We start from the raw sequence: 14,288 nt of genomic DNA on the forward strand, positions 1-14,288 counted from the left end.
CGCGGTATCCTGTGTTCGTTTTTGCCGTTTATTCGGCCGGTTGGGCGGCATGGCCGGTATTCTGGGCCTTGCGCGAACGGTTGGGCGCACCCACGCGATAGCGCCGGTCCGACAGCGACAGCAAGCCGCCCGCAACCATCACCAGCCCGCCAACCCACATCCATGGAATCATGGGTTTGATGTAAAAACGGGTGACCCATTTGTCATTTTCATCGGGGTCGCCCAGTACGGCGTAAACATCACCAACAAAGTTTGATTTGATGGCGGCTTCGGTGGTGGGGCGGCCTTCGACGGTGTAAATGCGTTTTTCCGGTGCCAGAATGGTTGTCTGGTCGCCCGGATGCTTGACCGTGATATGGGCCTGACGCGCCATATAATTCGGCCCCTGGACTTCCTTGATGTCGTTCAGGGTAAAGTTATAGCTGCCCACCTGCACACTATCGCCAACCGCCATGGACTGGACGGCTTCGGTGGTCCATGCCTGCGACCCGGTAATACCGGCAATCACAATGGCAACACCGGCATGGGCCAGCATCATGCCATGTGCGGAACGCGGCAGATTGCGCATGCGGCGGAAACTGTTGCCAACAGGTTCGCGAAACAGCTTGATGCGCCCGGCCCATTCCACAAGCGACCCCACAAACAGCCACACCGCCAGCCCCATGCCAAACAGGGCAAAAGCCGGGCCGCCAGACAGCCAGTACGTCACCAGAACCGTCACCACCACAATGGCGATTGCCAGTTTCAGTTTGCCAATCGCGGCAAACAGGTCGGCGCGTTTCCACGGCAGGAACGGACCAATGGCCATGGCAATGATCAGCGGTGTCATGATCGGCACAAAGGTTGAATTGTAAAACGGTTCACCGACCGAGATTTTTTCACCCGTCAGGGTTTCAAGAAACAGCGGATAAAGCGTGCCGAGAAAAACCATCGCTGCAGCAATCGAAAGCAGCACATTGTTAAAAACAAGCGCACCTTCGCGCGAGATCGGCTGAAACAGCCCGCCCCCCTTGAGCGTGGGCGCACGCCAGGCATAAAGCGCAAACGATCCCCCCACCGAAAGGGCCAGCAGGATCAAAATGAAAATGCCGCGTTTCGGATCGGTCGCAAAGGCATGAACCGAGGTCAGCGCACCCGAACGCACCAGGAAGGTGCCAAGCAGCGAAAATGAAAAGGCAATAATGGCAAGAAAGATGGTCCAGCTTTTAAGGGCGTCGCGTTTTTCAACCACAATGGCCGAATGCAAAAGCGCCGTACCCGCCAGCCACGGCATGAAGGATGCATTTTCAACCGGGTCCCAGAACCACCAGCCGCCCCAGCCAAGCTCGTAATAGGACCACCAGGACCCAAGGCCGATACCCGTGGTCAGGAAAACCCAGGCCGCCAGCGTCCAGGGGCGCACCCAGCGTGCCCATGCCGGGTCAACCCGGCCTTCGATAAGGGCGGCAACGGCAAAGGCAAAGGCAACGGAAAAACCGACATAGCCCAGATACAGGAACGGCGGATGAATGGCGATACCCGGGTCCTGCAAAAGCGGGTTCATCCCCTGTCCGTTCAGGGGCGGGTTGGCAATGCGTTCAAACGGGTTGGATGTCAGCAGAATGAACAGAAGGAAGCCAACCGCGATCAACCCCATAACCCCCACAACCCGTGCCAGCAGGCTGGGCGGCAGGTTGCGGCCAAATGCCGAAACCGCAGCGCCAAACAGCGACAGGATCATGACCCATAACAGCATCGACCCTTCATGGTTGGCCCAGACCCCGGTGATTTTATAGATCATCGGCTTGGCGGTATGGCTGTTTTCCACCACATTAAGAACCGAGAAATCGGACGTGACATAGGCATATGTCAGCGCGCCAAAGGCAAAGGCGATCAGAATGAAGCTGGCAATTGCCGTGCGCGGGGCCACGCGCAGCAGGGCTGCATCATTGCGTGCGGCGGCCAGAAAGGGCACGGTGGATTGGGCAAAGGCCATCGCCAGCGCCAATACGAGGGCATAATGTCCGAGTTCAACGATCATGGGGGCGTGCGCGTCCTTTATATACAGGTTCGAGCCGATATAATGTGCGATGCAAAGTTTGGAAACCTTGCGGAATATCAAATTTGCGCTATTTGCACGGGCGCATTAAATAGAATTATTATATACACCCTGCTTCAGCATAAAGTCAGTCCTACCGAAGGGTCATGAAATGAACCAATGTCCGGTTATCGACATTGCACAGCGGGAAATGTGGGCGCGTCGTGCGACGACGGCCTCCATTATCATCGCTGCGACCCTGATTGTCATCAAGGCGATCGGGTGGTTCATGACGGATTCGGTCAGCCTTCTATCCTCCATGATCGATAGCATGCTTGATATCGGCACGTCCGTGATCAACTTCATGGCTGTGCGCAGCGCCTGGCGCCCGGCGGACCATGATCATCGCTTTGGTCACGGTAAGGCCGAACCCCTGGCGGGTTTGTTCCAGTCCGCCTTCATGCTGGGGGCGGCGGTGCTGGTGCTGGCCGAGGCATCATCGCGCCTGATGGACCCGCAACCGATGCGCCTGGCCAACGAAGCCATTTATATCATGGTGGTGTCGCTGGTAATGACCATTGGTCTGGTCTTGCTGCAACGCAAGGCAATGCGAATGTCCGGTTCGATGGCGGTCGAGGCCGATTCGCTGCATTACAGTTCCGATATTCTGGCAAATGCCGCGGTGATCATTGCGCTGTTGCTGGTGGGGTCGGGCTTTTTATGGGCTGACCCGCTGATTGGCGGCATTGTTGCAATCTTTCTGCTCTATTCGGCAGGCAAGGTTGGCCGCGATGCCGTGGCCGTGCTGATGGACCGGGAACTGCCCGAATCCGATAGCCAGCGCATCATCGAACTGACGATGAAGCATAAATCCGTCATTGGTATTCACCGCCTGCGCACCCGGTCATCGGGCGTGCACCGCTTTGCCGAGATTGAACTGATCATGGATGGCGGCATGTTGATGCGCGAGGCACACACCATTTGCCATCAGGTGATGGACAGCATCCGGGGTGAATATCCTGATCTGGATATCACCATTCACCCCGAACCGCCCGAAGACATCCATCTCGATGAATTCAATGGCTACACCGAAGACCCCGAATTCTGGCATGTGGCCCGGGCGCGCAAGGTGGGGCTGGATGATATTCCCGTTTCCAACAGCGAACTGGCAACCGGGCGCTAAGCGCAGCGTCTTTTGCCTGTTGCATATTATCGTCTGTTGTCTGGCACCGATATCAGGGTCAGTTATGTTTCCGTCATGCCTCCTTCATGCGGGCGATTGACAGTTCTTTTTTAAATTGCAATTTTGATTCCCGATCACCTGGGGGGCCCCGGCAAGGGGCTGAGATTCTGCTGGGTAAAGTTTTTGGCTTTACGCGTAGTGACCCTTTGAACCTGATCCAGTTCGTACTGGCGTAGGGATGGTGCAGATGCCCCAAAACAGGGGCACTGATAACGGTTTGATGGGCACATATACCGCGACTTTGCGGGAAATGGCGATTTCGTGCCGTTAGCGGGGAAATGATTTCATCTGAAACCTGACGCGGAACTGGGTCTCCATTGCCAAATGCAAAGGAGCCTTTGATGCCTGCCTTTAATCCTGACGTTAAAATTACCTGTGGTGCCCTGCCAGCATCGCAGAAAATTCATCTTCCCGGCATGTTGCACCCGCAACTGCGTGTGCCCATGCGTGAAATTTCGCTGCATCCCACGGCGGGCGAACCCCCGGTACGCGTATATGATGCATCCGGCCCCTATACCGACCCGAATGTGGAAATCGACATTCGCAAGGGCCTTGAACGCCTGCGCCATCGCTGGATCAAAAATGGTGATGATTTTGAAAACTATGACGGGCGCAGCGTACAAGCCATTGATAATGGCGGCACCGATGGCACCCGCCACGCGGTTGAACCGTTTCCCATAAGCCACCGGCCGATGCGTGCCGCCCGCAACGGCACCATGACCCAGCTTGCCAGTGCACGCGCCGGTATCATTACCCCGGAAATGGAATTTGTCGCCATTCGCGAAAATCTGGGCCGGATGCGTGCCAGCACAGGCCAGGTGCAGGATGGTGAAAATTTCGGTGCTGCCGTGCCCGATTTTGTCACGCCGGAATTTGTGCGCGATGAAATTGCCCGTGGCCGCGCCGTGATTCCCGCCAATATCAACCATCCCGAGGCCGAACCCATGATCATTGGCCGGAATTTTCTGGTCAAGATCAACGCCAATATCGGCAATTCGGCGGTGACATCCTCGATGGAGGAAGAGGTCGAGAAAATGGTTTGGGCCACCCGCTGGGGGGCCGATACCGTGATGGACCTGTCAACAGGGCGTAACATCCACAATATTCGCGAATGGATTATCCGTAATTCGCCAGTGCCGATCGGGACGGTGCCGCTCTATCAGGCGCTGGAAAAGGTTGGTGGCATTGCCGAAGACCTTAGCTGGGAGGTGTTTCGCGATACATTGATCGAACAGGCCGAACAGGGTGTGGATTATTTCACCATTCATGCCGGGCTGCGCCTGCATCACATTCCGCTAACGGTGGAAAGGGTAACGGGCATTGTTTCGCGTGGCGGGTCGATCATGGCGAAATGGTGCCTGCATCATCATCGCGAAAGCTTTTTGTATGAACGTTTTGCCGAAATTTGCGAAATCTGCCGCGCCTACGATGTGACCTTTTCACTGGGGGATGGTTTGCGCCCCGGCTCCATCGCCGATGCCAACGATGCCGCCCAGTTTGCCGAGCTGGAAACCCTGGGTGAGCTGACCCGCATCGCCTGGGACCGCGATTGCCAGGTCATGATCGAGGGGCCAGGCCATGTGCCGATGCACAAGATCAAACACAATATGGACAAGCAACTCGAAGTATGCGGCGAAGCACCCTTTTATACGCTTGGCCCGCTAACCACTGATATCGCACCGGGATATGACCATATTACATCGGGTATTGGGGCGGCGATGATTGGCTGGTTTGGTACCGCAATGCTGTGTTACGTCACCCCAAAGGAGCATCTGGGCCTGCCGGACCGTGACGATGTGAAAACCGGGGTGATTACCTATAAAATCGCCGCCCATGCCGCCGACCTTGCCAAGGGCCACCCGGCAGCGCGCATTCGCGATGATGCCCTGTCGCGTGCCCGGTTTGAATTTCGCTGGGAAGATCAGTTCAATCTGGCGCTTGACCCGGAAACAGCCCGGTCCTTTCATGATCAGACCCTGCCCAAGGAAGCCCATAAGGTGGCGCATTTCTGTTCCATGTGCGGGCCGAAATTCTGTTCGATGCGAATATCCCACGACATTCGCGCCGATGCCCAAAAGGAAGGTATGGCAGCCATGGCGGAAAAATACCGCGATGGTGGTGACCTTTATATGGCCAAGGAAACGGCGGATCTGCCGTGATCAGCCACAACGGCACATAAATGAAAAAGGGCGGCCCGGTTCATCGGGCCGCCCTGCGTTTGATTATTCTTGTGCGACGAAATCGGGGAAGCCTAAAGCACGGTCAACATGCTGGCGACCAGCGGGTGGCGGACAATGTCTTTGTCGCGAAGCTGGACACAGGCAATATCTTCGACATTTTCCAGCCGGTCCGACATTTCCGCCAAACCGGAAAGTTCGGGCAGAAGGTCGGTCTGGTCGGGGTCGCCCGTCAGGATCATGGTGGAATTCCAGCCAAGGCGCGTGACCAGCATTTTAAGCTGTCCGTAGGTGCAGTTCTGCGCCTCGTCAATCACGACAAAGGCGTTATTGAGCGTACGACCCCGCATATAGCCAATCGGCGCAATTTCAATCGTGCCGTCTGACAGATAGGTGCGCAGGCGTTTGGCACCCAGCCGGTCATTCAAGGCATCATAAAGCGGGCGTAGATAGGGGGCCATTTTGGCCTCCACATCGCCGGGCAGAAAGCCGATATTTTCGCCTGCTTCAACAGCCGGGCGGGCCAGAACGATGCGGGCGATATCCCCTGCATCAAGGGCCTCGACGGCCTTGGCAACCGCGATATAGGTTTTGCCTGTGCCTGCCGGGCCAAGGGCCAGGATCAGGTTGAAATTATCAATCGCCTCCATCAGGGCAGCCTGATTTTCGCTTTTTGGCCGGATATGCCGGCGGAAACTTTGATCGCGATGTGCTGGAGGAACATTCTGGCCTTGCTCTGCCAGTGGATCCCAGCCGGATTTGCTGTCATCGAACAGTTCGTGGATGTTGCTGTCTGCCTGTTGCGGACGGCTCCGACGGCGTGCTGCGCGCTTACCCATGATGATCACCTCGCGATTTGAAACCGGCAAAACCGGAACAGTCCAAATTCCGGTCTGACGGTTTACGTTGTGCAAAAAGCAAAACGCGCCATTCCAGTGCTGGAAAGGCGCGCGAACATTCTTCATCGAGCAGAAAATAAGAGGACGGTCTAGGCAACTGACCGGACCCTGATGCATGCTGCATCTGCGATCCGGGGGGAGAGAAGATACGATGTGAGACGCTAATTTGCGGCACTCATTTGTCCCCTTCTGATACCGGTTCACGACCAGTATCAAGAATCCTACGCCCGCAAGTTGGCCTTTGTCACCTTCTTTTGCATTGTTAAATTTGAATGAAACCGGAAATTGCTTGTTTTCAAATGTTTATCTTGCAACTGCGAACAAAAAATTTGCTTCACTGCGAAATGAAATCACTCATGCAGCCCGGATTTACCCCAATTCATGGCCGCGTTGCCCGTTTGCGCGGCGCTGATTTTTGCAATCGGGGCGGGGAAATGCCGCCAGCCGGGGCGGGAATGGCGTGCTTCATGCCCGATATGATGATTTCATTGTGGTAACATGGCCAAAAATCGGTACAGTGCGCCGCAATTGAATATTTCTGGATAATTGGAACTACCATGTCGTCGATCGACCAACAGGTATCGCGCCGTCGTACCTTTGCCATCATTGCCCACCCGGATGCGGGTAAAACGACACTGACCGAAAAGCTGTTGCTGTTCGGCGGTGCCATTCAGATGGCCGGTGCGGTGAAGGCAAAAAAGGAACAGCGTGGCGCACGTTCGGACTTTATGAAGATCGAACAGGATCGCGGTATTTCCGTATCCTCGGCTGTGATGACCTTCGAGTTTGAAAAGAACATCTTCAACCTGCTTGATACGCCGGGCCACGAAGACTTTTCCGAAGATACCTATCGCGTGCTGACCGCAGTGGACAGCGCGGTGATGGTGATTGACGGCGCAAAGGGCATCGAAGCCCAGACGCGCAAACTGTTCGAGGTTTGCCGCCTGCGTGACGTGCCGATCACGACTTTTGTAAACAAACTTGACCGCGAAGCCCGTGATTCGTTTGAACTGATTGATCAGATCGAACAGGATCTGGCGCTTGATGTGTCGCCGGTGACCTGGCCGATTGGCTCGGGCCGTGATTTTCATGGTTGTTACGATCTGGTCAATGATCAGCTTCTGTTCATGGAAAAAGGCGGCAATGTCGTCAAGGAAGCCATTCCGATCAAAGGCCTTGATGATCCGAAGCTCGATGAACTGATCCCGGATTACCTGCTCGAAAAGCTGCGCGAAGAAGTCGAAATGGTGCGCGAAATCTGCCCGCCATTTGATTTGCAAAGCTACCGCGAAGGGCATTTGACGCCGGTATTTTTCGGGTCGGCAGTCAATAACTTTGGCGTGCGTGAATTGTTGCGCGGCATTGGCGATATCGCACCAACCCCGCGCCCGCAGGAAGCTGCCACGCGCCAGGTAGAAGCCGTCGAGCCAAAGGTTTCGGGCTTTGTGTTCAAGGTGCAGGCCAATATCGACCCCAACCATCGCGACCGTATTGCCTTTATCCGCCTGTGTTCGGGGCATTTCAAACGCGGCATGAAACTTAAACATGTGCGTGCAGGCAAACAGATGGCGGTGCATAACCCGATGCTGTTTTTTGCCAATGAACGCGACATTGCCGAAGAAGCATGGCCGGGCGATATTATTGGTATTCCCAACCATGGCACATTGCGCATCGGCGATACCCTGACCGAGGGTGAAGACCTGCGCTTCCGTGGTGTTCCGGCCTTCGCACCTGAATTGCTGCAAAAAGTACGTCTGGATGACCCGTTAAAGGGCAAACATCTTCAGCGTGCGCTTGAACAGCTTGCCGAAGAAGGCGCATCACAGGTGTTCAAGCCGATGATGGGTGCAGACTGGATCGTTGGTGTGGTCGGGCAGCTTCAGTTCGAGGTTCTGAAAGAACGCATCGCGGCCGAATACGGCATCAAGGTGCATTTTGAACCGACCCCGGCCTATGCCGCGCGCTGGGTGATGTGTGATGACCCGCTGGAAATGAAAAAATTCCGCGATTCAAACCAGTCCGCCCTGTTTGAAGACCATGACGAAACCCTGGTTTTCATTGCGCGTAACGCCTGGCACCTTGAAACCATCGAACGCGACTGGCCGAAATGCAAATTTGAAGCCACCCGCGAACAGAACATGGTCGCGGCGTAAGCCCATCAGCTCTGCCAGCAGTGCCATTTAAATGGATATTAAAAGCCGCCCGGCTCATCCCGGGCGGCTTTTGTTATGTGGTGCGCCTACCAGGAAACCAGAACCTGCGGATTGCCAAATTCAGCCCCCATGCTAACAACGATGGGGCCTGCTTCATCGGTATGGATGGTATTCGCCGGGGCCGGTTGCGTCAGGTAATATTGATGCGAATGTGCGTTTTGCTGTGCCGTAACCGTCGCAGTAGGGCCAGCAGTCAGGGTGATGTTGACCTGAACGGCGTCTGGAATGGTAACCGCCTGATGCGGGCCGATTGTTTGTTGGGGCATGGTTTTTCTCCGCCAGAATTGCTCACAGCTTTGTTTTGGCGGGAATGTGGAACGAACAACACGGGCAGCATACCGTGCCGGAAGGTTTGATATGGCAAAGAAAAAGCCGCCGGTTTTGACACGGGCGGCTTTGTGTCGCTTGCGCGCGACAAGGGGGTGACGGGTTGAGCATCAGGCCCCGAAAAAATAACGCCCTGTTGCAACCAGCCCCATACCGGCGATCATGGCGGCAAACAGGTTGCGGGTTGCGATCATGGCAATCAGGGTTCCTGCCGCGCCAATAATGCCGATCAGCCCGGCAGAAAGAGCACTTGGCACCCAGACGGAAATTAAAACAGCACCCGGTAAACGTTCCAGCACATGGGCCCAGCGGCCGGTTTGCGGCAGGCGGTCCGCCATTAAAAGCCCGCCAAGGCGCATGCCATAGGTAACAACGGCCATGCCCATGATGGTCAGGATGGCTTCGGGGGTGAAGCTTGTGAAATCGGGCATGGTTTATTCTCCGGCGCGGGGCGAAAGGCGGCGATCATTGGGATCAGGCGTGTATTCATCGCCCGATACGCCGTTGCTGATGGTTTCTGGCTGGGCTGATTTATCGTCATCCCCCTTCCAGGTCAGGGCCGAAACAACAACACCGGCCCCGGCACCGGCCAGGATCGACCATGTCCCAGGCAACAGATAATGCCCGATGATGGAGCCAATGGCCGCTGCGATCCAGGGCAGTAAATCGGCCTGGCCTTTCCACATGCCGATGGTCAGGGCTGCGAAAATGGCGGTAAAGGCAAAATCCAGTGCATAGACATTGGGATCAGGAATGCCGCCAGCCAGCATATAGCCAATCGTGTTGCCGCTACCCCAGACAATGGCAAGGAAAATGCCGCCGCCCAGCAGAAAGCCGGGAATGGGCGTTTCCTTTTGTGCCATGGTCATGGCCCAGTTTTCGTCGGCAACCATATGCATACCGCAAATTTTTACCCATAGCGGACGCCCGCGAAATACCGGCCGTAAGGACGCACCAATCAGCACATAGCGCAGATTGATCACAAAGGTTGCGATGATAATGGCAACGGTCGGAATGGTTTCACGCCACAGATCGACCGAAACGAACTGGGCGGAACCGGCAAAGACCGTCAGGCTCATGAATAGAAGTTCGCCAAGGCCAAGGCCGCGCTGGGTGGCAAGCACGCCCAATACCGCCCCAAAGATAAAGGTACTGGGGAACAGGGGCAGGCAGGCGATTGCGCCGCGCCGAATGGCATCGGAGGTGAAATGGGGGCCGCTTGGCATGATATTTCCCGGACAGTTTCCTGGTGGCATTTATGATTAAGCCATCTATGCCACTTTTTAGGCGTTCTGATCTTGAACGATATTGCTGTTATCGGGTGTGGGTAATAAAGGCGCTGGGGCTGACACCCCACATGGCCTTGAAATGGCGGTTCAGGTGGCTTTGATCGGCAAAGCCGGTGGCTGCTGCCGTATCGGCAATGCTGAAACCGTCAAACAGCATGCGTTTGGCCCGGCGCAGGCGCATATGGTTAAGGTAGGTGTGCGGCGGCAGGCCGGTTGCCTCGCGAAACACGCGCAGCAGGTGAAACCGGCTAAGCCCGGTCAGGGCGGCCAGGCTTTCAAGCGAGATGTTTTCGTCCTGGTGGCTGTTCATATAGTCGATCACCTGGCGCACGCGGCGGTCTTCGGCACCGGGTTTGAAATCATAGGGGGCGGCATCGGCATGGCGTAGCGACAGGCGCGCAGCCCCGTAAAAAAGCTGGGTGTCGCGTTCAAGGTCGCTGCTCAGATGCTGGCTTTCCGGGGCGAACAGGCGATGCAGTTTCTGCAACAGCAAATGCAGGTCGGGATCATTGATCACATGCTGGCTGAAACAGGGCAGGCCTTTGCTTTTGGGCGAAATTTCCGTCACCAGATCGGCAAAGATTTTCGGGTTAATGAACAGCACCTGATAATGGTAGCCATCCTCGCAGGCGGGGCCGCCATCGTGAACCTGCATGGGGTTCATCGCAATAAGCTGGCCGCGCCGGGCAATGTGGCTGGTGCCGCGCGTGGTGAATTTTTCCGCCCCGTTTAACACCGTGCCAAAGGCGTAATAGTCGTGGCTGTGTTTGGGAAAGGTGAAGCGTTTGTAATCCGCCTCGAACAGGTCAATACCATCGGCAGCGCGCCAGTGGCGGGCACGTTCGCGCGGGCGTTGGGTCGCCGGGGATGGATGGGTCAACATGTTCATGGTGGCAGTATAACGCGGAAAAATTGGCACAGCTTGTACAATATTGATGTTGCCGCGATGCTTCGCAATGGGGGCTGTGCCGGGTCCGCGCGATATCCGTTTGATACGGGTTTCACACCGATTTTATATCCCCCTGGTGTAATGGGGGCGAATGTTGCCTAACACCCTGATTGCGTTTGATAATGGGAAAAACCGCACAAAACTTGAGGATTTTGCCGAGTCGCCGCGTTTCGGGTTCAGGCGGGACCCTGTCCGATGGCCTAATCTTTAGGGTGGGTTCATTTGATGCGTTTTCGGGGTGATAAATGTTCGTTTGATGTATCGTTTCTGGTTGTTCCGGTAATAAACCGGCTGAAACATGATCTTCATAGAAGTGTTACAAAAAGCGGCTGAAATTCACTGTATGGCAGCAGCGTGAACGATTTTTACCGAACCTTCGGAGCCGTCATGTTGTTTGACCGAATTCGTATTGGCCATCGCATTTATGCGGGTTTTCTGATCCTGGTTGTGATGCTGCTGGGGTTAAGTGCGCTGTCATCCTGGTATCTGCTGGGATTTGCCAGTGATGCGGACCGCATTGCCAAACGGACCGAACTGGTCGGCCTTGCCAATGATTACGCCCTGAAGCTGGAACGCCTGTCAAACCAGGTGCTGCTGTATGCGCAAACGGTTGACCCCGAAGTGCGCAGCGAAATTGCCGCCATCCAGGAAAACGCCATTACCAGCCGCGAGGCGTTGACCGATGCGCTGATCGCGATTGGCGATGAAACCAAGGCAAATGACCTGAAGGTTCTGGCGGAAAAATACATTGCAACGCTGGAGCCGCTGGTTCTGCGTGCTGAAAACATGACGGCATCCGCCGATACCATTTTGCTCGGCGCCAACCAGATGGGCGGGTCATCGTCCGATCTGGTGTCGTTTATCAATAAACGCGACCCGGAAATTGCCGATAAATATGGTGATCGCCTGTCAAAGGCGAATTTGACGGCCATTGTCAGCAATCTTGAATATGCGATTGTCCATAGCCCGGAAACGCTCGATGCGGCGCGTAATGCCACATCATCCCTGACCGATTTGCACGAAGAAATCAAAACGGCGATGGGGTCGTTAAAGCGGGCGGACAAAAAGCTGTTTTCCTATGCCACGCGCGACAATGACCTGCTCAAGCAGGGTGCAAACCAGCTTGAAGGGTCGTTTAGCGGCTTTAGCCAGTCGATGAATGATTTTAAGGCTGCCGTGCGCGAAGTGCAGAAAATTACAGGTCAAATCCGTAGCGAAGCCATCGCTGGCCAGAACGAGCTGGTTGATGTGGTGCATGGCAAATCCGAAAGCTCCGCCATGACCAACATGATTGTTGCGATTGTTGGCGCGCTGATCGCCATCATGCTGGCCGCAGGCACCGCAACCAGCATTCTGCGCCCGTTGCGCCGGGTAAATGGCGATATGGCCCGCCTTGCCAGCAATGACACCAATATCGACCTGGCCGACATCAACCGCCGCGATGAATTTGGTGCGATGGCGCGCACCGTTTCGATTTTCCGTGAAAATGCCCTGAAAATTGAAACCATGGCCGAAGAACGCATTGAATTGCAGCGCCAGGAAGAAGAAAAACGCCGCGCTTCCCTGGGCGGGATGGCTGAAACGATTGAAGGTGAAACATCGGGCCTGGTTGAATCGGTTTCACGCCAGGTGAACCGGATGCGCGATGCGGTGGGCGAAGTTGCCGCCGCTGCCAACCGCGTAAATGGCCAGACCGAAGCCGCCACCAGTGCCGCCGAACAAAGCCGCGAACATGCCCAGTCGATCAGCGATGCGGCAAGCCGGCTTTCAGGGGCGATCGGGTCAATTGCCGGGCGGGTTGAACGCCAGCGCACCATTGCCCAGTCTGCTGTCGATAGTACCCGCCAGTCTGCTGCTGCGGTCGATGATTTGCGCGAAGTCGCCAGCAGCATCGAACAGATGGTGGATCTTATTCGCGGCATTGCCGCCCAAACCAACATGCTGGCCCTTAACGCCACCATCGAGGCTGCCCGCGCGGGCGAAGCCGGGCGTGGTTTTGCCGTGGTTGCCGCCGAGGTCAAAAACCTGGCCGGGCAAACCGCCGAAGCAACCGAGCAGATCACCACCCATGTTGGTGCGATGGGCAATGTGACGGATCGTTGCGTATCGGCGATGGAAAATGTGGGTGTCACCGTGCGTGACATGATGGCGATTTCAGACGAGGTCGCCGGTGATGTGATCCAGCAGCGCCGCGAAACCGAAGAAATCTCGCTGGCCATTCAGGCGGCAAGTGATGCGGCCAAAAATGTTGGCGATGCAATTATGGAAGTATCGCGCGATATCGACCATACCCGCAATCTTAGCCAGGATCTGACCGGGCACGCCGATGATGTGACCGCACATGTAAGCGAACTGACCCTGTCGCTGAACCGCGCGGTACGTGATGCGGCGGAAAAGGATGATAACAAGGGCAAAGACCCGCGTGTAACGGCAGGCCGCGATGTGCGTGTGGTGTTTGATGACCATGGCAAACGTATCGAAACCAGCCTGTTTGACCTGTCGATTGGCGGTATTTCCGTTACCCCGTCGCAGGATTGGGAACGGGGCCGCCAAATGGTGGTCGAAATTGATGGCCTGCGTGGCAAATACAATGTCGAAGTCATGAGCCGCCGGGGCCTTGATGCCCCGAAAATGCGCCTGAAATTTACCGATCCGCTGGAACAGCGCGGGGATCTGGTGCTGTTTGTCGCCCGCATGTGGCAGCAGCACCTGGCCGAAAGCCACAATATCCTTGATGGCGATGAAAACCGCCTGCGCGCCGAAGTCGCCAATGATTATCTGGCCGAACCCCAGCAGATTGCGGGTTAAAGCCCATTGCCCTTAATCAGGCGGCATTACCCGGCTGTGTGACGGTAGTTAATATTGGCCGTTTGGCATCGGGCTGCTGGTTTCAAGTAATTTCAATTTTCCGGGTAACGCACCGCGTTGCCCGGTTTTTTGTAACCGGTTGCACCATCTTTCGTGGCTTCCGGGGGCAATTTTGTGCGTGCGTATGGGGCAGGATGCCCGGAAAAGCGGGCTTTTGGTGTGTTTCGTACGCTTTGATACAATGACGTACAATTTTGCACTCGTACAAATGTAATGCCGGTGGCAGTGTAAATATGAGGGCGGTTTAAAAACCGGGCGGCGGGTTGTGAAGTCCTTTCATACCTGTTGAGGGGCATTCACCGATAG

11 protein-coding genes and 1 riboswitch are annotated in these 14,288 nt (G+C 55.7%); of the genes, 5 read left to right on the top strand and 6 right to left on the bottom strand.

Features of this window, described 5'->3' with window-relative positions; genetic code table 11:
- Positions 1-28 precede the first annotated feature (28 nt).
- On the bottom strand, positions 29-2,020 hold the full coding sequence (locus CSC3H3_RS01795; protein WP_101283331.1) for a heme lyase CcmF/NrfE family subunit: 1,992 nt from the start codon (positions 2,018-2,020) through the stop codon (positions 29-31).
- 169 nt (positions 2,021-2,189) lie between these two features.
- Between CSC3H3_RS01795 and CSC3H3_RS01800 the strand changes: the two genes are divergently transcribed.
- Together CSC3H3_RS01800 and thiC are read left to right on the top strand one after the other, a co-directional pair.
- Positions 2,190-3,200, top strand: a complete 1,011-nt coding sequence (locus tag CSC3H3_RS01800) for a cation diffusion facilitator family transporter (RefSeq protein ID WP_101283333.1) — start codon at positions 2,190-2,192, stop codon at positions 3,198-3,200.
- Between the two features lie 129 nt (positions 3,201-3,329).
- A riboswitch (TPP riboswitch) is annotated at positions 3,330-3,457 on the top strand.
- A gap of 144 nt (positions 3,458-3,601) precedes the next feature.
- Positions 3,602-5,419: a phosphomethylpyrimidine synthase ThiC gene (gene thiC, locus CSC3H3_RS01805; protein WP_101283335.1), complete on the top strand. Its 1,818-nt coding sequence runs from the start codon at positions 3,602-3,604 to the stop codon at positions 5,417-5,419.
- 92 nt (positions 5,420-5,511) lie between these two features.
- On the opposite strand, the gene CSC3H3_RS01810 is transcribed toward thiC, so the two are convergent.
- The gene (locus CSC3H3_RS01810; protein ID WP_101270166.1) at positions 5,512-6,276 is read right to left on the bottom strand and encodes a PhoH family protein; all 765 of its coding nucleotides are present in this window, start codon (positions 6,274-6,276) and stop codon (positions 5,512-5,514) included.
- Positions 6,277-6,608: 332 nt separating this feature from the next.
- Between CSC3H3_RS01810 and CSC3H3_RS01815 the strand changes: the two genes are divergently transcribed.
- The gene (locus tag CSC3H3_RS01815) at positions 6,609-6,833 is read left to right on the top strand and encodes a hypothetical protein (protein WP_133125858.1); all 225 of its coding nucleotides are present in this window, start codon (positions 6,609-6,611) and stop codon (positions 6,831-6,833) included.
- 60 nt (positions 6,834-6,893) lie between these two features.
- Entirely contained in the window at positions 6,894-8,489 is a 1,596-nt protein-coding gene (locus tag CSC3H3_RS01820; RefSeq protein ID WP_101270046.1) for a peptide chain release factor 3, read from the top strand.
- 86 nt (positions 8,490-8,575) lie between these two features.
- Here the strand turns inward: CSC3H3_RS01820 and CSC3H3_RS01825 are convergent, their stop codons facing one another.
- The 4 genes from CSC3H3_RS01825 to CSC3H3_RS01840 form a co-directional block, all read right to left on the bottom strand.
- Positions 8,576-8,815 (bottom strand): hypothetical protein, encoded by a 240-nt coding sequence (locus CSC3H3_RS01825; protein WP_101283337.1) that lies wholly within the window; start codon positions 8,813-8,815, stop codon positions 8,576-8,578.
- Positions 8,816-8,986: 171 nt separating this feature from the next.
- On the bottom strand, positions 8,987-9,307 hold the full coding sequence (locus CSC3H3_RS01830) for an AzlD family protein (protein ID WP_101283339.1): 321 nt from the start codon (positions 9,305-9,307) through the stop codon (positions 8,987-8,989).
- Between the two features lie 3 nt (positions 9,308-9,310).
- Positions 9,311-10,102, bottom strand: a complete 792-nt coding sequence (locus tag CSC3H3_RS01835) for an AzlC family ABC transporter permease (protein ID WP_101283340.1) — start codon at positions 10,100-10,102, stop codon at positions 9,311-9,313.
- An 88-nt stretch (positions 10,103-10,190) separates the two neighbouring features.
- Complete coding sequence (locus tag CSC3H3_RS01840; RefSeq protein WP_101270168.1) at positions 10,191-11,054, bottom strand: AraC family transcriptional regulator; 864 nt, start codon at positions 11,052-11,054, stop codon at positions 10,191-10,193.
- A 447-nt stretch (positions 11,055-11,501) separates the two neighbouring features.
- Here CSC3H3_RS01840 and CSC3H3_RS01845 point away from each other — a divergent pair, with 447 nt between their 5' ends.
- Positions 11,502-13,922 carry a methyl-accepting chemotaxis protein gene (locus CSC3H3_RS01845; RefSeq protein WP_101270052.1) on the top strand — a complete coding sequence of 807 codons (2,421 nt, stop codon included), beginning with the start codon at positions 11,502-11,504 and terminating at the stop codon, positions 13,920-13,922.
- The last annotated feature ends 366 nt before the right edge of the window (positions 13,923-14,288 follow it).

Origin of the sequence: Thalassospira marina (assembly GCF_002844375.1) — a bacterium.
GTDB classification, from domain to species: domain Bacteria; phylum Pseudomonadota; class Alphaproteobacteria; order Rhodospirillales; family Thalassospiraceae; genus Thalassospira; species Thalassospira marina.

What these genes read in the sequence shown, in the direction of transcription:
- CSC3H3_RS01845 (WP_101270052.1), top strand. Translation starts at nt 11,502, where the DNA reads ATGTTGTTTGACCGAATTCGTATTGGCCATCGCATTTATGCGGGTTTT.
- CSC3H3_RS01820 (WP_101270046.1), top strand. Translation starts at nt 6,894, where the DNA reads ATGTCGTCGATCGACCAACAGGTATCGCGCCGTCGTACCTTTGCCATC.
- CSC3H3_RS01840 (WP_101270168.1), bottom strand. Translation starts at nt 11,054, where the DNA reads ATGAACATGTTGACCCATCCATCCCCGGCGACCCAACGCCCGCGCGAA.
- CSC3H3_RS01825 (WP_101283337.1), bottom strand. Translation starts at nt 8,815, where the DNA reads ATGCCCCAACAAACAATCGGCCCGCATCAGGCGGTTACCATTCCAGAC.
- CSC3H3_RS01835 (WP_101283340.1), bottom strand. Translation starts at nt 10,102, where the DNA reads ATGCCAAGCGGCCCCCATTTCACCTCCGATGCCATTCGGCGCGGCGCA.
- CSC3H3_RS01810 (WP_101270166.1), bottom strand. Translation starts at nt 6,276, where the DNA reads ATGGGTAAGCGCGCAGCACGCCGTCGGAGCCGTCCGCAACAGGCAGAC.
- CSC3H3_RS01815 (WP_133125858.1), top strand. Translation starts at nt 6,609, where the DNA reads ATGAAACCGGAAATTGCTTGTTTTCAAATGTTTATCTTGCAACTGCGA.
- thiC (WP_101283335.1), top strand. Translation starts at nt 3,602, where the DNA reads ATGCCTGCCTTTAATCCTGACGTTAAAATTACCTGTGGTGCCCTGCCA.
- CSC3H3_RS01795 (WP_101283331.1), bottom strand. Translation starts at nt 2,020, where the DNA reads ATGATCGTTGAACTCGGACATTATGCCCTCGTATTGGCGCTGGCGATG.
- CSC3H3_RS01800 (WP_101283333.1), top strand. Translation starts at nt 2,190, where the DNA reads ATGAACCAATGTCCGGTTATCGACATTGCACAGCGGGAAATGTGGGCG.
- CSC3H3_RS01830 (WP_101283339.1), bottom strand. Translation starts at nt 9,307, where the DNA reads ATGCCCGATTTCACAAGCTTCACCCCCGAAGCCATCCTGACCATCATG.